Here is a 19,311-nt window from a genome sequence, read left to right on the forward strand (position 1 = left end):
GGACGGTCAGCGCCCGGAGATCCGGGTGGCCAACCCCGCCAGGCGCGAGGTGTGCTCGGACGAACCGGATTCGCGCCGGTCGGCGGTGCGGTAGAGCCCGTTGGTGACCCGGGTTCCGACCCAGCGCAGGGGCTCGGGTTCCCAGCCGCGGACCCGGCGCCCGACCCAGGGCAGGCGCGTGAGGTCGGTGCGGCGCCGCAGGACCAGATCCCGCAGGGTGCGCCCGGCCAGGTTGCTCATCGCGACGCCGCTACCGACGTAACCTCCGGCCCAACCCAGACCGGACTCCGGGTCCAGGTCGACCGTGGGCGACCAGTCGCGGGGCGCGCCGAGCACCCCGGACCAGGCGTGCTCGACCGGGACGTCGGCCACGTCCGGGAGCAGGCCCACCAGGGAACGCCACAGCTCGGCGATGGCGTGCGGCTGGGTCGCACCCTCGGCGTCGGGCTCGGAACCGAAGCGGTGGGGTACGCCCCGCCCTCCGACCGCGATGCGGTCGTCGGCCGTGCGCTGGGCGTAGACGTAACTGTGTGCGCTGTCGCCGAGGACCTCGCGGCCCTCCCATCCGATGCGCTCCCACACGTGTTCGGGGACCGGCTCCGTCGCGATCATCGACGCGTGCATGGGCAGCCAGTCGCGGCGCAGGCCGCGCATCGTGGCGGTGTACCCCTCGGTCGCCCGGATCACGTGGTCGGCGTAGACGGTGCCCAGTTCGGTCACGGCCGCCGGGCGGGCGGCACCGCGGCGCGGGCGGATCTCGGTGACGTTGGTGCCCTCGTACAGGTCCACGCCCAGCGCCTCGACGGTGTCGGCCAGGCCGCGCACGAGCTTGGCCGGTTGGACGCTCGCGGCGTGGGGCGAGTAGGCGGCGGCGGTGGCGCCGGCGACGGCGATGCCGGGTTCCTGGTCGGGCTCGATCATGTGGAGGTCGTCGGGCCAGTAACCCCACTCCTGCAGATGCTCGATCTCGCGGGTGAGGCGCTCGCGCTGGGCGGCGTTGGTGGCGACCATGCGCACGCCGCCCTGGTGGAGGTCGGCGTCGATGCCCTCGTCCCGGGCCACACGCTGGACCTCCTCCACGGTGCGCATGAGTGCGCGCTGGAAGGCGATCATGGCGGCCTTGCCGTGGGATCGGGCGTAGTGCTCGCGCGGGCCGGGGAACTCCGCCGACAGCCATCCCCCGTTGCGGCCCGAGGCACCGAAGCCCGCGAAGTAGCGGTCGATGACCGCCACCCGGAGGTCGGGCTGGGCCTTCTTGAGGTAGTAGGCGGTCCACAGGCCGGTGTATCCGGCGCCCACGATGCAGACGTCGCAGTCGGTGTCGCCCCCGAGGGGGTCACGGCGCCGGGGCTGGCCGAGCTCGCGGTACCAGAAGGAGACGGCGCCGTTGACGAAGCGCGGGGACCGAGGGATCGGCCTCAGCTGTGCGGCAGCGGTGAAGAGTCGCATCTTTTCCCCCGGAACCTCTGTGCTCACAGCCACCCCCGTGTGGCTCCCCCGAACCTCACGCCAACCTACATGCGAACGGCGGCATGCGGGGCGTTTTCAGATGATTCGGGAGGATCGAGACCTTGGTCAACCCGGGGCCGGTCCGCCGCGGACAGCGACTCCGAAAACACTACGCAGACGCGCTGTCACGGAGAGTACGCGCGATCGTCGTCAATTGTCGAACCCCGTCCTCCCCCAGGGGCTCGAGCACGTGTTCGCGCAACCGCTTGACATGGTTGGCCCTGACCTCGCCGATGAAGGTCAGGCCGCTCTCGGTGAGCGAGGCGTACACGACGCGGCGGTCGTCCGGACAGTTCTCCCGCACGAGGTACCCCTCGCGCTCGAGCCGGTCGGCGAGCTTGGTGAACCCGCCGGTGCTCAGGCTGACCTCGCGCGCCAGGCGGCTCATCGGCAGGCGGTGGCCGGGGGTCCGCTGGAGCCTGATGAGCACCTCGAACCAGGGCCCGGACATGTCCTTGCCGTCGGGTGTGATGCCGCCCAGCAGTTTGGGCTGTATCGAGCTCATCGCCTCGTGCACCAGCCCCCAGGCGGTGATGAGGTCGTCGTCGGTGGCGTCCGCTCCCATGCCGTCCCCTTCGTTTCGGCGGGGCGACCTGCCCACGCTCAAGAAGTATCTTCCCAGAAAATATTACTACACGAAGAAGAATCTGGGGTGGGATTTTCGGCATCACCTGCGCCACACACGCACCGCCCCGAACACGAGAACGCCGGTGGCCCACCGCGACCGGCCGTACCGATCACGAGGGGCCACCGGCGAACCGGGTGCGGCCGTGGGTTCTTGGCTCAGTGGCGGGCGGCCACCGCGTCCAGCGCTCCGTACAGGGTCGAGGCCAGGTGGTCGATCTGCTCCCAGGTGACCACCAGCGGCGGGGAGACCAGGAGAGCTTTCGGGATCGGCCGGACGATCACCCCGCGGGCCCGGGTCTCGGCGAAGACCTCCGCGGTGGTGATGCCCCGCTCGGTCAGGGCCTCCTCGGTCAGTTCCACCGCGCCCATCACCCCGACGCCCGAACGTATCTCCTCGACCAGCGGGTGGGCCTCCAGGCCCCGCAGCGCGCTGTCGAGGTGGCGCTCGACCTCGAGCGAGACGGTGAAGAGGTCCTCGCGCTCGAGGATGTCGAGGTTGGCCATCGCCGCGGCGCAACAGGTCGGGTGCCCCGCGTAGGTGGTGCCGTGCACGAACGGGTTGCCCTCCTGGTTCCAGAAGGGGTCGGCCACCCGGCCGTTGACCACGACGCCGCCGAGGGGCAGGTAACCGCTGGAGACACCCTTGGCGAAGACGATCATGTCCGGGCTGACGCCGAAGCGCTCGATCCCGAACCAGTTGCCCAGGCGCGCGAACCCGCAGATGACGCTGTCGACGACGAAGAGCACGTCGTACTGGTGGCAGATGCGGGCGACCTCGGTGAAGTAGTCGCGCTCGGGAAGGTACACACCGCCGGCGCCGATGACCGGTTCGGCGAAGAAAGCGGCGACGTTCTCGGGGCCCACCCGGAGGATCTCCTCCTCGACCGCTGCGGCCGAGTTGTGGGGGACCACGGAGGTGTCGCGGACCATCTCACCGAAGCCGGTGCGGAAGCGGTCCATACCGATCATGCTGGTGCCGAAGCCGTTGAGACCGTGGTAGCCGGCGGTGCGGCTGATGAGGTGGGTCTTGTCCGGACGCCCCAGGGCGTACCAGTAACGGCGGGCCAGCTTGGCGGCGGTGTCGATGGATTCGCCGCCCCCGGAGGTGAGGATCACGCGGGGGTCCACGACCGGGGCGTGCGCGGCCAGGCGCTCGCTGAGTTCGATCGCGGGGACGTTGGCGAAGTCGTTGTAGACCGTGTAGGCGTCCAGCGTGCTCATCTGACGGTGGACGGCGTCGGCGATCTCGGTGCGGCCGTGCCCGACGTTGCAGTACCAGAGGCTGGACGTACCGTCCAGGAACCGGTCGCCGGACTCGTCCCAGAGCCACACGCCCTCGGCGCGGGCCACCACGAACTCCGGGCCCTTGGCCACGGTGTTCATATCGCAGAAGGTGTGCCAGAGACGGCTGGGCTCCCGGTGTTCCCTGGGAGCGAGTGCGGATGAGACAACCGTTTCGGTCATATGGCGACCTCCGAGCCGAGACTTGCGCGAGCGCGCAATGGATGAACCCAGGTTGAATCCGACCTACACCCGGACGCCCGGTTGAGGCAGGTGCTTGCAGGCTAAGCGTGATGAGCGCCTCACAGCAAGAGACAAAACGAAGCTTCATGCCCCGAAACCCAAACTTCATGCGCGCTACCCGTGGGGGTTCGGCCTAAAACCCGCCCTACGCAGGAAAAACAGGGGTGAAAATTTTTTGTCGGAGGGGGTCTCCGGCCGAGCGTTTCGTGCCGTGGCAGGGGGTGCGCGGGGGTCGGGGGACCTTCGTAACACACGGCGGCGGGGCGGGTCCTCCTCCTGTGGAAGGACCCGCCCCGCCGCACTTCGGAAGGCTCTGCCGGCTAGCCGCGCAGGCTCGCCCCTGTGCGCTCTGCGGCCACGGCGACGGCGGCGTCGCGGGCGGCGCCGGCCTCCTCCGCCGTCAGCGTGCGGTCGGGGGCACGGAAGCGCAGCGCGAAGGCGACGGACTTGCGGCCCTCGCCGACCTGTTCGCCGGTGTAGACGTCGAACAGGCGCACGCTCTCCAGCAGGTCCCCGGCGCCCTCGGCCAGGGCGTCGCTGAGGGCGCCGACCGGGACGCCCGCGTCGACGACCAGGGCCACGTCCTGGGTGGCGACCGGGTAGGTGGAGATCTCCGGAGCGCGCACCTCGGCGCGGGCGCTCTCGACCACGTCCAGGTCGACCTCGGCCGCGGCGGTACGGGCGGGCAGGCCGAAGGCCTGGATCGCACGCGGGTGCAGTTCGCCCGCGTGGCCGGCGAGCACCCGCTCGCCCCCCACGCGCACGTACAGCGCGGCGCAGCGGCCCGGGTGCCACGGCGTGTGTTCGGCGGCCTCGACCTCGAGCCCCACGCCGGCGACGCGGGCGACGTCCCGTGCGGCCTGGATCGCGTCGGCCCAGGTGGCCTCACGGCCCTGGCCCCACCAGCCGTCGCGCTCGGCACGCCCGGCCAGGACCACACCGACCCGGCGGGGCTGGTGCGGCAGTGCGGCGTCGACGCGCTCGATCTCCTCGGCGGTCGGGCCGCGGTCCACGGTCAGGATCGGGGCGTTGCCGTTGTGGCTGGGCAGGTAGACCAGGCCGGTCTCGAACAGCGCGACGTCGTTCAGTCCGCGGCTGACGTTGCGGGCCAGGGTCTTGAACAGCCCCGGCAGCAGCGTCGTACGCAGCAGCGGTTCCTCGTCGTTGAGCGGGTTGGCCAGGCGCACGCTGTCCCGGCGCGGGTCGTCGGCGCCGAGCTGGAGCCCTTCGAGGTCGCGCTCGCCCACGAAGGGGTAGCTGAGCACCTCGGTGTGGCCGGTGTCGGCGAGCATGCGGCCGAACACCCGGCGCAGGCGCTGGCTGTCGGTCAGGCCGCGGCCGGGCCCGCTCAGCCGCACCGCCGGGATGTTCTCGTACCCCTCGAAGCGGATGACCTCCTCGGCGAGGTCGTTGGGGTCGGTGAGGTCGGGGCGCCAGGTGGGCGGGGTGACCGTGAGGACCTCCCCGTCGCGCTCGACCGTGCAGCCGATGGCCCTCAGGTGCTTCTCCGCGGTGCCCTCGGGGTACTCGACCCCCGCCACCGAACCCGGGTGGGAGGCGCGCATCGTGATGGTGCGGTCCGCGGCCGGGTGCGTGACGTGGGTCCAGGCGCTCTCGACGCTCGCCCCGCCCAGCTCGGCGAGGAGCTCGACGGCGCGGGTGGCGGCGGCCGCCTGCACGGCCGAGTCGACCCCGCGCTCGAAACGGCGCGAGGCCTCCGACGACAGCTGGTGGCGGCGGGAGGCGCGCGCGATGTGCATCTGGTCGAAGTGGGCGGCCTCCACCAGCACGGCGGTGGAGCTGAGACCGATCTCGGTGTCGAGCCCGCCCATGACGCCGGCCACCGCCTGGGCGCCGGCGTCGTCGGCGATGACGATGTCGTCGGTGTCGAGGGAACGCTGGACGTGGTCCAGGGTCTCCAGCTTCTCCCCCGCCTCGGCGGCGCGCACGGTGACGGTGCCCTGGAGGCGGTCGCGGTCCCAGGCGTGGAGGGGCTGCCCGAGCTCGAGCATGACGTAGTTGGTCACGTCCACGGCCAGGGAGACCGGGCGCACGCCGCTCTGGTGCAGGCGGCGCTTCATCCACAGCGGGGTGGGCGCCTCGGGGTCGAAGCCCGTGGCGCCGCGCAGGACGAGGCGGTCGGCCAGAGCCGGGTCCTCGATGCGGGCGGGGTGGCCCTCGCCCGTGGGCTCGGCGACGGCGATCCCGGCGGGGTCGTGCAGGTCGACACCGTAGAGCGTGGCGGCGTCGCGGGCCACACCCCGCATCGACAGCGCGTACCCGCGGTCGGGGGTGACGGCGATGTCGAGCACGTCCTCGCGCAGGCCCAGCAGACCGATCGCGTCCTGGCCCGGTTCTCCGAAGCCCTCGGGCAGCACGACGATGCCGGTGTGGTCCTCCCAGAGGCCCAGTTCGGTCGCCGAGCAGATCATGCCCGCCGACATACGGCCGTAGGTCTTGCGCGCCCCGATCTTGAAGCCGCCGGGCAGCTCGGCGCCGGGCAGGACCGCGACGATCAGGTCGCCCTCGGAGAAGTTGCGGGCTCCGCAGACGATCTCCTGGGGTTCACCCGTGCCGTTGGCGGCGCCGACGTCCACGCGGCAGAACCGGATCGGCTTCTTGAATTCGGTGAGCTCCTCGATCTCCAGCACACGGCCGAGGACCAGCGGGCCCTGGAGGTCGGCACCGAGGGCGTCGACGGTCTCGACCTCCAGGCCGGCCAGGGTCAGGCGGCTCGCCAGGTCGCGTGCGGTGACGTCGGCGGGAAGGTCGACGTACTCCCGCAGCCAGGTCATGGGGACTCGCATCAGATCTCACTCCCGAACGCCGAGGAGAAGCGGATGTCGCCCTCGACCATGTCGCGCATGTCGCGCACCCCGTGCGCGAACATCAGTGTCCGTTCGATGCCCAGGCCGAAGGCCCAGCCGCTGTACTGCTCGGGGTCGACCCCGGCGGCACGCAGCACACGCGGGTTGACCACGCCGCAGCCGCCGATCTCGATCCAGCCCTCGCTGGAGCAGGTGCGGCACGGGGCGTCGGGGTCTCCCACGGAGGCGCCGCGGCACACGAAGCACTCCATGTCGACCTCGGCGGAGGGCTCGGTGAAGGGGAAGTAGGAGGCACGGAATCGGGTGCGCAGCCCTTCCCCGAAGACGGCGCCGACGAACGCGTCGATCGCGCCGCGCAGGTGGGCCAGGGTGATACCGCGGTCCACGACCAGGCCCTCGAGCTGGTGGAAGACGGGGGTGTGCGTGGCGTCGAGCTCGTCGGTGCGGAAGGTCTTGCCGGGTGCGACCACGTAGACCGGGAGCTCGCGCTCGAGCAGGGCGCGCACCTGGACCGGCGAGGTGTGGGTGCGCATGACCATTCCGGAGTCGCCGCCCTCGCCGCTCTCCACGAAGAAGGTGTCCTGCATGGTGCGGGCCGGGTGGTCGGGCTCGAAGTTGAGGGCGTCGAAGTTGAACCACTCGGCCTCGACCTCGGGCCCCTCGGCGACCTCGAAGCCCATGCCGACGAAGACGTCGGTCATGCGCTCGGCCACGGTGGTCAGCGGGTGGCGCGCGCCGCGGGGCGTACGGTCCCAGGGCAGGGTGACGTCGACGCGCTCCTCGACGAGGACCCGCTCGTCGCGCTCGTTCTCCAGGACGGCCTGGCGGGCCTTGAGGGCCTGGCCGACGTCGCGGCGGGCCCCGCCCACGCGCTTTCCGGCGTCGGCCTTGGCGGCCGGCGGCAGCGCTCCGATCTCCCGGTTGGCCAGGGCCAGCGGGGAGCGGTCGGAGGCGTGGGCGAGCCGGACCTCCTTGAGCTCGTCGAGGTCACCGGCGGCCTCGATGGCCGACAGCGCCTCGTCGCGCATACGGGCGACCTCGTCGGGGTGCAGGGGTGTCACCTCGACCGGGTCGTAGGAACTGTTGGGTGCAGACATGATGGGTTGCCTCGCCGCTGGCCCCGGCCCAGGGGTCGGGGCACGCGGCAGTCACGGTCCGCTCGGGGCGGACGAAGCCGACAGGAAGCACAGACGGGTTTCGGGCGGGCCCACGGGATGAACCGGATGCGGGGCAGCCGGGGCCGGCCGTTGCGCCCACCGGGGATGCTGGAGTGACTGACCTGGTCAGACGAACTCGGGCGCCCCGGCGGGCATGGTAAATCGGAACTCGGCGCCGCCACCGGGGGCGCGTCCGACGGTGATCGTTCCGCCGTGGGCCTCCACCAGACCCTTGACGATGAAGAGTCCGAGGCCGGTGCCGCTCCGGCGCTTGCTGCGCCAGAACTGGCGGAAGACGCGCGGAATGGTCTCGGGCGCTATGCCCTGGCCTTCGTCGCGCACCGACACCGCTGCTCCTCCTTCACACGGCTCGATCACGATACTGACAGTACCAGCGCCGTGCCGCACCCCGTTTTCCACGAGGTTGGAGAGGATCTGTTCGAGTTTGTCGGGGTCGAGCCACATCTGCGGGATCTCGCCCTCGACACGGACGTCGAAGCGCTCCTCGTCCTCGCCGGAGAAGACACGTCCGGCGACCACACGCTGGGCGGCCTCGTGCAGGTCCACGACCTGGCGGCGCACCTCGAGGCGGCCGGACTCGATGCGGGAGACGTCGAGCAGGTCGTGGATGAGGCGGGTGACCCTGTCTGCGTCGGCGTTGACCGTCTCCAGCATGAAGAGCTTCTGCTTGTCGGTGAGGCGTTCCCACTTGGTGAGCAGGGTCGAGGTGAAGCCCTTGACGCTGGTCAGTGGCGAGCGCAGCTCGTGTGCGACCTCGGAGACCAGGTCGGCCCGGGTGCGTTCGGCGCGGGTGGCGGCGTCGCGCAGTGTCACCACAAGGCGGATGAGGTCGCCCTCGGGCCGGGCCCGCACATAACGGGCGGCGACCAGGACCTCGCGTTCGTCGGGCAGGTAGAGGGAGCGCTCGGCCTGGCGGACGCGGTCGCGGGCGCCGCCGTAGGGGTTGCTGGCCTCCCACCAGTCGTGCCCGTCGGGGCCCACGAACGGCAGGGCGGAACGGAAGTCGCTGCCCAGCGCGGTCTCGGCGGGCACACCGGTGAGTTGCACGGCGAGGGTGTTGAAGAGGATGACGCGGCCGCGGGCGTCGGCCACCACGAGGCCGTCGGGGAGGTCGTCCGCGCGCAGTCCGGAGTCGGGAACCCCAGCTTTGTCGGAACCCGGTACCATCCCGGCGGCCGGGTGTGTGTGCGCGCCGCCCGAGTCCCCCGTCGGTTGGTCCGCCTTCCGGCCGCTGCCCACGCCTCTCCCCGCTCCCTCGAAGGTCCACGATCACAGCACCCGGGCCGCGAACCGCCGACCGGCTCGTTGTCGTACCCGCGAGAACTCCGCAGGCGGTCTACCCTGCACCCCCACCAGGTACGCCCGACCTCCCCGGCCGGCCGCACGTGGCGGGTGTCGAGCGTATAGGGATCCACGGCACACCGCGCACCCGTTCCGTCCGCGGCCTCCCCGCCCGACGCTCACACGTTGTCGTCAAGCTTGCCCGCCCGACGGCTCGAGCGCACCGTTCTACCCGCGACACGGGTAACAGGTATCGGGCCCGCGGTTCCCGTCGCCCCGGACCACCGCGATCCGGGTCAGACCCTATCGGCCCGCGGCAGTGGTGCACGTGCATTTCGGGTAGATCGGATCATCGGACCGAGGCCTCTGCGACGGCCGGGAAACCCGGAACGGCCGTGACCCGGACGCCAAATTCCATGACCCTCAGTGATCACGCCCGACCTCAGCTGGGACGATGCTGAGCGGGAGAGGCAGGCTTCAGGAACGGCGCTGCTGGCGCGCTGTGGTGTAAAGACACACCGCCGCGGCCGTGGCCAGATTCAGGCTTTCGGCCCCGCCGTAGATCGGGACGCTGACCGCGCCGTCGGTCTGCTCCACCACGTCCTTGGGCAGGCCCCAGGCCTCGTTGCCGAAGACCCAGCCGACCGGGCCGTCCAGACCACCGGAGTCCGCCACCTCGTGCAGGTCCCCGGTGCCCCCTCCGTCCGCGGCGAACACACGGGCGTTCGAGCCGCGCAGCACGGCGAGCGCCTCACCGACCGGAGCACCCACGACCACGGGAAGGTGGAAGAGGCTGCCGGCGGAGGCGCGCACGCACTTGCCGTTGTAGGGGTCGACGGAGGCGTCGGTGAAGATCACCACGTCCGCCCCGGCCGCGTCGGCGGTCCGCAGGACCGTGCCGGCGTTGCCCGGGTCCCGGACGTGGGAGAGGACGACCGCCAGCCGGACGTCGCCGACGCTCTCCAGAGGGACGTCGACGAACTCGCAGACGGCGATGACACCCTGCGGGCTGACGGTCTGGGCCAGCTCGGACATGACCTCCAGGCTGACCCTGTGCACCGGAAGACCCGCCCCGTGGGCGGAGTCGACCAGTTCCACGTGGCGGTGCATGGCCTCGGCCGTGGCGAAGAGCTCCACCACGACCGTGCCACTGCGGCCCCCTGAGGCGAGGGCCTCGCGCACCGCTTGCGGCCCCTCTGCGAGGAAGCGCCGCTCACGTTGTCGGAAGGTGCGCTTGGCGAGCCGCCGAACCCCCTTGATCCTGGGTGACCGGATACTCGTGAATTCGTGACTCGCCACAGCGCTACCGTCTCCGACTAGGCCGCGGCCTGGGCCGGCAGGGCCTGCTTGGCCTTCTCGACGAGCGCGGCGAACGCGGCCTCGTCGTTGACGGCCAGCTCCGCCAGCATGCGGCGGTCGACCTCGATCTCGGCCAGCTTCAGGCCCTGGATGAGGCGGTTGTACGTCAGGCCGTGAGCGCGGGAAGCAGCGTTGATGCGCTGGATCCACAGACGGCGGAACTGCCCCTTCCGGTCCTTGCGGTCCCGGTAGGAGTAGGTCATCGAGTGGAGCATCTGCTCCTTGGCCTTGCGGTACAGGCGCGAACGCTGACCGCGGTAACCGCTGGCGCGGTCGAGGATGACCTTGCGCTTCTTCTTGGCGTTGAGAGCCCGCTTCACGCGTGCCACTGTGACTCCCTCGTTGTCTCTTCCGGCGCGCACGGCGCGCCGACCGGCCCGGGTCGAGGCCCGGCGGCCGTGTTCGCTTCAGGTGTGGGGTGTCCCCCGTGGGCGGCGGCGCACGGTCTGCGCTTCACCGCCGGCGGACGTCAGGCTCGTCGGCCCGGCTGAACCAGCCGGTCCTACTTCTTGCCGAGGAGCTTCGAGATCTTCTTCGAGTCCGCGGGAGCGAGCACGACCTCGTCGGAGAGACGACGCTTACGCTTCGAGGTCTTGTGCTCGAGGATGTGGTTCTTGTTGGCACGGCGGCGCATGATCTTGCCGGAACCGGTGACCCGGAAACGGTCCTTGGCTCCACTGTGGGACTTGTTCTTCGGCATGTCGCCGTCGTCTCCTACTCCGTCGGCGCGTGTCCCGCCGGGGCGGGTCACGCTGTTCTTCCGCTGCTACGGCGGGCCCTCTGGGGCGCCGCTTCGCGCATCTGGACCGTTGTCGGGCACACGGCCCTCCCCACCACCCGGTCGTGTGATGGCCGGGCGGTGGGGGACCAGCCCTGTCGCCGCTAGCCCTTTTCGCTCTGCTCGCGGCGGGACTTGTCCCCCGCCGCGGCGCGGGCCTCGGCCTTGTGGTCGGAACGCCGCTTGTGCGGCCCGATCACCATGACCATGTTGCGGCCGTCCTGCTTCGGCTGGGACTCGACCTGGCCGAGATCCTTGACGTCCTCCGCGAGACGGGCCAGCAGTCGGCGGCCCAGCTCGGGGCGGGACTGCTCGCGACCACGGAACATGATCGTCACCTTGACCTTGTCCCCGCCCTTGAGGAACCGGACGACGTGACCCTTCTTGGTGTCGTAGTCGTGCGGGTCGATCTTCGGGCGGAGCTTGATCTCCTTGATGATCGTGTTCGACTGGTTCTTGCGCGACTCGCGTGCCTTGACCGCGGACTCGTACTTGAACTTGCCGTAGTCCATCAGCTTGGCGACCGGAGGACGGGCGGTCGGCGCGACCTCGACGAGGTCGAGGTCGGACTCCTGGGCCAGGCGCAGCGCGTCCTGGACCGAGACGATCCCGACCTGCTCACCGTTGGGTCCGACGAGTCGGACCTCGGGAACCCGGATACGGTCATTGATGCGGGGCTCGGCGCTGATGGGACCCCTCCCTAGCTTTCTCGGATTACCTGGGACCGGCCGCCCGGTGGGCGGCCCGCTCGGTCTCGCGGCCACCCTCGGGTGTTCCGGTCGACCGGGTCGGGGTCCCCGTGAAATGCGAAAACCCCGCCAGCGTGTGCAAGCGGGGTGTACCGACCGGATTATTCCGTCGTGGAACAGCGCAGGTGGTGGGCCCCGACGCATCGGGGACGCACACGACACCGGGCCTTCGACGGGCCGGACCCACACGGGCTTCGCCCGCTGGGTGGGAGGAACACCTCCGCTTGCGTGTCCGGTGCGCTCGAAACACACCGGACCAAGTCGTCACCACCGAATATACCAGGACCCGAGAGCGCTCGGGACACCCTCAGATCCGGTCCGTGCCCGCCCTGCGTTCCAGCTCGGCCTCGCCGGCGGCACGCATCGCCTCGACCGGGACGTCGTCGCGCCCGGTCATCAGGCGCACCTGGGCCACGGCCTGGTGCAGCAGCATCGGGAAGCCGCCGACCACACGCCCCCCGGCGTCGGCCACCGCGCTCGCGGCGCCGGTCGGCCAGGGGGCGTAGACCACGTCGAAGAGGTCGGCTCCGGAGGCGGCCAGGGCCTTCCGGTGGCGGTCGGCCGCACCCGAGGGCAGCGTGGACACGACCAGGTCGGCGTCGAGGTGGTCCTCGATCCGGTCCAGCTCGGCGACCTCGAGGCCGATCCCGAGACGGTCGGCGGCCTCGCTCACCTCGCCGGTCCGGCCGGTACTGCGGGCGAGCAGGGTCACCGGCCCCCCGACGCCCAGGTCGCGCAGGGCCGCGAGCGCGGAGGCCGCGGTGGCCCCCGCGCCGAGCACCACGGCCCGGGCGGGTGCGGTGATCCCGGCCTCGGTGAGGGCGGTGGTGATGCCCTCCACGTCGGTGTTGTGGGCGTCCCAGGTGCCGTCGCCCGCGCGTACGAGGGTGTTGGCCCCGCCCACGGCACGGGACAGGCCGGAGACCCGGTCGGCCAGGTCCATGGCGCGGCGCTTGAGGGGCATCGTCAGTGAGAGACCCGCCCAGTCCGCACCGAGCCCCTCGAGGAACGGGGCGAGCCCGTCCTCTTCGCACTCGTGCAGGCCGTAGCTCCACCCCTCGAGCCCCATGGCGCTGTGGGCCGCGCCGTGCAGGACGGGAGACAGGGAGTGGGCGACGGGGGAACCGAGTACCGCGGCGCGCATCTACTCACCGCCCCAGTTCTCCTGGAAGCGCTCCTTGAGCACCTCGAACTCGTCGTGGTCGTCGGTGAACTCGGTGACGCCGTTCTCCGGGTCGGTGGCCACGAAGTAGAGCCAGTCGCCCTGTTCCGGTTCGAGGGCTGCCTCGATGGCGTCCTCACCCGGCGCCACGAACGGCCCCGGGATCAGGCCGGTGCTGTAGTAGGTGTCGAAGCCGCTGTCGTCGGCCTCGCACTCGGCGAGCTGGTCGTTGTTGAGCGCGATGCCGTAGTCGTCGATGGCGTAGAAGCAGGTGCTGTCCATCTGCAGCGGCATGTCGATGTCGAGCCGGTTGTGGACCACCCGGGAGATCTTGGGCATGTCGTCGACGGTGCCGCTCTCGGCCTGCACGATCGAGGCGATCGCCATGATCTCGTTCGGGTCGTACTGGGTGTCCCCGGCCCTTTCCTCAAGGTCGACCTCCTCGGCGACCTGGCGGTACTGCGTGACCATGGTCTTGAGGACCGACAGTGCCTCGGCGTCGGGCTCGAACCGGTAGGTCGAGGGGAACAGGTACCCCTCCGGGCCCTCGGTCGCGTAGTCGGGGAGGTTGAGCTCCTCGGCCTGCCCGTAGGCCTCCTGGAGCTCGTCCTCGCTGATCGCGGTCTGCTCGGCGACCGACTGGATGACCTGGGTGGCGCGCAGCCCCTCGGGGATGCTCACCCGGCCACCGAGGCGGTTGTCGGGGTCGAGCAGGGCCTCCACGGCGTGCTCGCCGCTCATCTCCTCGGCCAGGCGGTACGTGCCCGGGCTCAGTTCCTGGTCCGGAACCGCGTCCAGGGCGTTGGTGAAGGAACGCACACTCGCGACCACGTTCTCGTCGGCGAGCTTCTGGGCGACGGCCGTACCGCTGTCGCCCTCCTCGATGACGAAGTCGACCTCGCCCGAGCCCTCGCCCTCGTAGTCGGCGGGGAAGACGTAGGTGCGCACCACACCGAACCCGCCACCGGCGATGACCAGCAACAGGACGACGGCCATGACGCCCATTCTGCTCTTGCGCCTGCCGCCGCCGCGGCGGGCCTTGGTCTTCTTGCCCTTGTTCTGGGCGCGGCGCTTGGCCTCCTTGAGCTTGCGGCGGCTGCTCCGGCTCCCGCCGTAGGCCTCGGCGATGTCGGCGAGTCCGGGCTCGTAGTCCTCGTCGTCCTCGTCCTCGGGCTCGGGTTCCGGCTCGGCCCCGGTGCTCTCCTCGACGGGTTCGGGCTCGGCGGCGGCCTGCTTGCGGCGCGAACGGCGGGTGCGGCCGCGGCGCCGGGAGCGGGGCTCCTCCTCCGGCTCGTCCTCATCGGCGGGTTCCGCGGCGAGAGCGGCCTCCTGCTCGGCCTCCTGCCGGGCGGCGCGGCGGGCCCTGCGGCCCCCACGGCGCCGGGGCCGGGGCTCCTCCTCCGGCTCGGGCTCGGCTTCCGGCTCGGGTTCGGTGGCCGCGAAAGCGCCGGCGTACAGGGCGCCGGAGTCGTGGGCACCACTGTCGGCCGGGTCCTGGGCGGGCATCGCCCCGCTGTCCTCACCGCGGCGGCGACGGCGGCCGCCTCCCCGGCGGCGCGGGGGTTCCTCGGGCTCCTCGTCCTCCTTCACACGCGAGAAGACACCGGAGTCGGCGGAGGCGTCGACACCGGGGAAACTCCCGCTGTCGAAGACGTCGGTCTCGTCGGGGACCTCGGACAGGAAACCGCCCTCGTCACGGTCCGCGCGACGGGCGCGGCGGCGGCGCGAACGGCGGCCGGCGGGCTGCTCCTCGAAACCCTGGGGGTCGGTGTCGGGGGCACCGCGGCGTCGGCGCCCGCGTCGGGGCCGGGGGTCGGCCTCCTCGGCGGGGAAGGGCTCGGAGGGGGTTCCGGCCCAGGGGGAGGAACCCTGGACGGACTCGTCGGCGCCGGGGGCCTGCGCGGACGGCCCACCGAGGCCGGCCAGCGCCGCGAGGGCGTCCTGGGCCGGGTCGGCGGGGTGCTGTTCTTCGGGGCGTTCGCCGGTACGTGCCGCGCGCCCCCCGCGCAGGGCGTCGGCGGCACCGCTGCGGCGCGGGGGTTCGCCGTTGGGGTGCGGGGCGTCGGAACGGTGCCGGCGCCCGCGGGGCGGTTCCTGGGGGTCCGCTCCGGTCATGGGCTGCGGCGACCACGGCTCGGGCTCGTGCCAGGAGCCGGGCTCAGGACGCGCGCGGCGGCCGCGCGGCGGGGGCTGCGCGGGCAGCGGGTCACTGAGCGGGTCGTAGTCGTAACCGCGCTCGGTACGTCCACGAAAGGGATCGTTGGGGTAGTCATCCCTGTCGGTCATCATTCTCCTTGGCTGGAGCGGACGATCTCGCCCGGGGGCCGGCCGGTTGACCGTTCCTGGTCCAAGGCGCTCTGCAGGAGGACCGTCGCTGCGGCCTGGTCGATCACCGACCGGCGCGCGCGGCCCCCCTTGGCGCCCTTCTTGCCGAAGGAAGCTCCGGACAGGAGCTGCCCCTGGGCGGTCACGGTCGTCAGCCGCTCGTCGACCAGTCGGACGGGGACGGGGTGGAGGAGGTGGGCGAGGCCCTGCGCGAAATCGCGTGCGGAGCGTGCGGCGGGGCCTTCGTCGCCCGACAGTGAGGCAGGGTAGCCCACCACGACCTCACGTGCCTCGCGCTCCACGACCAACTGGGCGATGCGCTGTTGGTCGCCCTTGCCTCGCGGGATCGTCTCGACGGGGCTGGCGAGTGTTCCGCTGGGGTCGCAGGCCGCGACCCCGATCCGGGCGTTGCCGGGGTCGATCGCCAGGCGTGCACCGTGCCTCAAGAGGCCGTCTCCCCTGCTCCGGGGGCGGTACTCGGGCGGTGTGTGCCGTCGACGGCACCGCACCGCGGTTGGGAAATCCTCAACACGGTGGTCCTGTTCATCAACTAACTCGGGGGCGTCACCGCACGGACTGAACAGACAGACGTGAGTTCGGCTGCGGCGCGCCACAGTATGCCCGATTCGGTCACGACGCGCAGCTCGGCCGTGTACGGCTCGCATGGGAGGGCCCGACTGGACACACGATTCGACACTCCGTGCGGGGACGGTGGTCCGTGTGCGCGGGTACCGTCCGAGTGTAGGCCACCCCCGTGGGACGTCGGGGCACCGCATGCGCTCCGGGGCACCGTTCCCGGCCGGGGTCGGCGTTCTCACGTGCGCTTCACGCTCCTGACGTGTGTCCCGAGGGGCCGCGGTGTGATTCAGGCGATGACGGCAAGCAGGATGCCACCCAAAATGTTCACACTCCGTGATCACCACGCCGGAGGCCGCACACCCGCCGGAGCCGGACAAAAGAGCGTGAGACACAGGAAGGGCGCCCGCGGGACGGACCCGCGGACGCCCTTCCGGCGCTCCGGAACGGTCAGGACGCGGCCACGGCCGCCTCCACCGCACGCAGCGCCTCGTCGATCTGTCCGGCGTCCTTGCCGCCGCCCTGAGCGATGTCGGGCTTGCCGCCGCCACCCCCGCCGAGCGCGCGGGCCGCGATGCCGACGAGGTCGCCCGCCTTGATGCCGGCGCCCCGCGCCGCCTCGTTGGTGGCGATCACGACGACGGGACGGTCCTTGGGAACCGCGGTCATCGCAACGACCACCGGCTGGTCGGCGCCCAGGCGCTCGCGCACGTCGAGCACGAGGGTGCGCAGGTCGTCGGCGGAGGCACCCTCGGGCGCCCGCTCGGCCACGACCGCGGTGTCACCGTGGCGGCGCGCACCGGAGGCCAGGGTCCCGGCCGCCTGCAGCACCTGGGCCGCGCGCAGCTTCTCGATCTCCTTCTCGGCCGAACGCAGGCGCGTGACCATGGAGTCGATGCGCTCGGGGAGCTCCTCGCGCGGGGTCTTGAGCTGCTCGGAGAGCTGGCCCACCAGCGCGGACTCCTTGGACAGGCGCTGGAACGCGTCGGCGCCCACGGCGGCCTCGACCCGGCGCACGCCCGAACCGATGGAGGACTCCCCCAGCAGCTTGACGATGCCGAGCTTGGCGGTGGAGCCGACGTGCGTGCCGCCGCAGAGCTCGACGGAGTAGTCGCTCATCTCCACGACGCGCACACGGTCGCCGTACTTCTCACCGAACATGGCCAGCGCGCCCATCTTGAGCGCCTCGTCGAGGTCGCGCTCCTGGGTGCGGACCTCGATGTCGCCGCTCAGGACGGTGTTGACCTCTTCCTCGACCTCGGCCAGGCGCTGGGTGCCGACCTGGCTGTCGGCGGTGAAGTCGAACCGCAGCTGCCCGGGGCGGTTCTCCGACCCGGCCTGGCCCGCGGAGGGACCGAGCGAGTTGCGCAGCGCGGAGTGGATGAGGTGCGTGGCCGAGTGCGAGCGCTCGATCGCACGGCGGCGGCCGGTGTCGATCGAGGCGTGCACGGTGTCGTCCAGGACGACCTCGCCCGAGCGCACGGTGCCGCGGTGCACGAAGAGCCCGGGCACCGGCTTCTGCACGTCCTCGACGTCCACGACGCCGCGGCCGTCGACGGTGAGGGTGCCGGTGTCGGCGAGCTGGCCGCCGCTCTCGGCGTAGAACGGGGTGCGGTCCAGCACGAGCTCGACCTTCTGGCCCGCGCGCGCAGCCGGCACACCCTGGCCGTCCACGACCAGGCCCCGCACGTGGGACTCGCTCTCGGAGTCGCTGTAGCCGAGGAAGTCGGTGTCGCCCGCCTTCTCGTGCATCTGCGAGTACAGGGAGATGTCGGCGTTGCCGAGCTTCTTGGCCTTGGCGTCGGCCTTGGCGGTCTGGCGCTGGCGCTCCATGAGCTCCCGGAAGGAGCCCTCGTCGACCGACAGGCCCTGCTCCTGGGCCATCTCCAGGGTCAAGTCGATGGGGAAGCCGTAGGTGTCGTGGAGCTGGAAGGCGTCCGCACCGGAGAAGACGGTGCCGCCGCTCTCCTTGGTGCGCTCCGCGGCGCGGCCGAACAGGGCAGTGCCGGCGCGCAGGGTGTTGGCGAAGTTCTGCTCCTCGGTGTCGATCACACCGTGGATGACGTCGGCCTTGCCCTCGAGGTCGGGGTAGATGTCCTTCATCGCGTCGATGCTGACGGCGGTGAGCTCGTGCAGGAACGCGCTGTCGGTGCCCGAGAGCAGGCGCAGATTGCGCACAGAGCGGCGCAGGAGGCGGCGCAGCACGTAGCCGGCCTTCTCGTTGCCGGGCTTGACGCCGTCGCCGACGAGCATGACGGCGCTGCGCACGTGGTCGGCGACCACACGGAGCATGACGTCGTGCTCGTGGTTGTCGCCGTAGGTGGTGCCGGTCAGCTCGGCCGCGCGGTGCAGAACGCGGCCCATGATGTCGGTCTCGTAGATGTTGTCGACGCCCTGCAGAACCGCGGCGAGGCGCTCCAGGCCCAGGCCGGTGTCGATGTTCTGCTGCGGCAGGTCGCCGAGGATCGGGTAGTCCTTGCCGGCACCCTCGCCCCGCTCGTACTGCATGAAGACGAGGTTCCAGATCTCGATGTAGCGGTTCTCGTCCGCCTCGGGGCCGCCGTCGGCGCCGTACTCGGGGCCGCGGTCGTAGAAGATCTCGGAGCAGGGGCCGCAGGGGCCGGGGACGCCCATGTCCCAGTAGTTCTCGTCCATGCCCATGCGCTGGATGCGCTCGGGCCGCACGCCCACCTTGTCGCGCCAGATGTCGGCGGCCTCGTCGTCGTCGAGGTAGACGGTGACCCACAGCTTCTCGGGGTCGAGGCCGAAGCCGCCCTCCTCGACGGGGCTGGTGACCAGCTCCCACGCCAGGGGGATGGCCTTCTCCTTGAAGTAGTCGCCGAAGGAGAAGTTGCCCAGCATCTGGAAGAAGGTCGCGTGCCGGGAAGTCTTGCCGACCTCCTCGATGTCGATGGTGCGGATGCACTTCTGGACACTGGTGGCGGTGTCCCACGGGGGCGTGCGCTGGCCGAGGAAGTAGGGCTTGAACGGAACCATGCCTGCCGGGACCAGCAGCAGCGTGGGGTCCTCGGCGATGAGGCTTGCCGAGGGCACCACGGTGTGTCCGTTCTTCTCGAAGAAATTGAGGAAGCGGCGCGCGATCTCAGCCGTCTCCATTGATGCCCTCCTGTGTATTCGCACCAACGCGTGTGCTTTTTGCGGGTGGCCGCCGGAAGACCCGCGCTGTTGACGACAACCGCGGCGGCCTCGTTGTTCCAAGGCTATCGCCGCTGTGCACCGGCAGAAGCCGTCTGAGCACGCAGGGACGGCCTGGCAGGGTGGTCCGGGCACCCGGGGGCACGGGGAGGCGTGAGGCGAACGGAGGGAACGGCGGACACGGCGCACACGGTGTCGTGCCGTGTGCGCCGCGCGCGGGTCAGTACTGCGGGCCGTACCCGTGGGGCACGGGGCCCTG

At 71.3% G+C, this 19,311-nt stretch carries 14 protein-coding genes; all 14 read right to left on the minus strand.

Going from position 1 to position 19,311, the window contains the following annotated elements:
• Positions 1–6 precede the first annotated feature (6 nt).
• The 14 genes from IDM40_RS26510 to alaS all read right to left on the minus strand — a co-directional run bounded on the left by IDM40_RS26510 (position 7) and on the right by alaS (position 19,013).
• The gene (locus tag IDM40_RS26510; protein ID WP_235997968.1) at positions 7–1,449 is read right to left on the minus strand and encodes an NAD(P)/FAD-dependent oxidoreductase; all 1,443 of its coding nucleotides are present in this window, start codon (positions 1,447–1,449) and stop codon (positions 7–9) included.
• A gap of 169 nt (positions 1,450–1,618) precedes the next feature.
• Positions 1,619–2,074 carry a MarR family winged helix-turn-helix transcriptional regulator gene (locus IDM40_RS26515; protein ID WP_193124811.1) on the minus strand — a complete coding sequence of 152 codons (456 nt, stop codon included), beginning with the start codon at positions 2,072–2,074 and terminating at the stop codon, positions 1,619–1,621.
• A gap of 218 nt (positions 2,075–2,292) precedes the next feature.
• Positions 2,293–3,519: an aminotransferase family protein gene (locus tag IDM40_RS26520; RefSeq protein ID WP_193124812.1), complete on the minus strand. Its 1,227-nt coding sequence runs from the start codon at positions 3,517–3,519 to the stop codon at positions 2,293–2,295.
• Positions 3,520–3,980: 461 nt separating this feature from the next.
• Entirely contained in the window at positions 3,981–6,467 is a 2,487-nt protein-coding gene (pheT, locus tag IDM40_RS26525) for a phenylalanine--tRNA ligase subunit beta (RefSeq protein ID WP_193124813.1), read from the minus strand.
• Positions 6,467–7,585 carry a phenylalanine--tRNA ligase subunit alpha gene (pheS, locus tag IDM40_RS26530; RefSeq protein WP_193124814.1) on the minus strand — a complete coding sequence of 373 codons (1,119 nt, stop codon included), beginning with the start codon at positions 7,583–7,585 and terminating at the stop codon, positions 6,467–6,469. The genes pheT and pheS overlap by 1 nt, the downstream gene beginning before the upstream one ends.
• Positions 7,586–7,771: 186 nt before the next feature.
• A complete protein-coding gene (locus IDM40_RS26535; RefSeq protein WP_193124815.1) occupies positions 7,772–8,905 on the minus strand; it encodes a sensor histidine kinase in 1,134 nt (377 codons plus the stop codon).
• 519 nt (positions 8,906–9,424) lie between these two features.
• Positions 9,425–10,246, minus strand: a complete 822-nt coding sequence (locus tag IDM40_RS26540) for a TrmH family RNA methyltransferase (RefSeq protein WP_193124816.1) — start codon at positions 10,244–10,246, stop codon at positions 9,425–9,427.
• A gap of 17 nt (positions 10,247–10,263) precedes the next feature.
• On the minus strand, positions 10,264–10,635 hold the full coding sequence (rplT, locus tag IDM40_RS26545) for a 50S ribosomal protein L20 (protein WP_017614404.1): 372 nt from the start codon (positions 10,633–10,635) through the stop codon (positions 10,264–10,266).
• A gap of 173 nt (positions 10,636–10,808) precedes the next feature.
• Positions 10,809–11,006 carry a 50S ribosomal protein L35 gene (gene rpmI, locus IDM40_RS26550; RefSeq protein WP_193124817.1) on the minus strand — a complete coding sequence of 66 codons (198 nt, stop codon included), beginning with the start codon at positions 11,004–11,006 and terminating at the stop codon, positions 10,809–10,811.
• A 182-nt stretch (positions 11,007–11,188) separates the two neighbouring features.
• Positions 11,189–11,848, minus strand: coding sequence for a translation initiation factor IF-3 (gene infC, locus IDM40_RS26555; RefSeq protein WP_193124818.1), 660 nt, complete (start codon positions 11,846–11,848; stop codon positions 11,189–11,191).
• 292 nt (positions 11,849–12,140) lie between these two features.
• Complete coding sequence (locus tag IDM40_RS26560; protein WP_193124819.1) at positions 12,141–12,977, minus strand: shikimate dehydrogenase; 837 nt, start codon at positions 12,975–12,977, stop codon at positions 12,141–12,143.
• Positions 12,978–15,281 (minus strand): endolytic transglycosylase MltG, encoded by a 2,304-nt coding sequence (gene mltG / locus IDM40_RS26565; RefSeq protein WP_193124820.1) that lies wholly within the window; start codon positions 15,279–15,281, stop codon positions 12,978–12,980. It lies immediately after the preceding gene.
• Complete coding sequence (gene ruvX, locus IDM40_RS26570) at positions 15,281–15,766, minus strand: Holliday junction resolvase RuvX (RefSeq protein ID WP_193124821.1); 486 nt, start codon at positions 15,764–15,766, stop codon at positions 15,281–15,283. Before ruvX ends, mltG begins: the two co-directional genes overlap by 1 nt.
• 580 nt (positions 15,767–16,346) lie before the next feature.
• A complete protein-coding gene (gene alaS, locus IDM40_RS26575) occupies positions 16,347–19,013 on the minus strand; it encodes an alanine--tRNA ligase (protein WP_193124822.1) in 2,667 nt (888 codons plus the stop codon).
• Positions 19,014–19,311 lie beyond the last annotated feature (298 nt).

Origin of the sequence: Nocardiopsis coralli (assembly GCF_014892575.1) — a bacterium.
In the GTDB taxonomy this organism is placed as follows: domain Bacteria; phylum Actinomycetota; class Actinomycetes; order Streptosporangiales; family Streptosporangiaceae; genus Nocardiopsis; species Nocardiopsis coralli.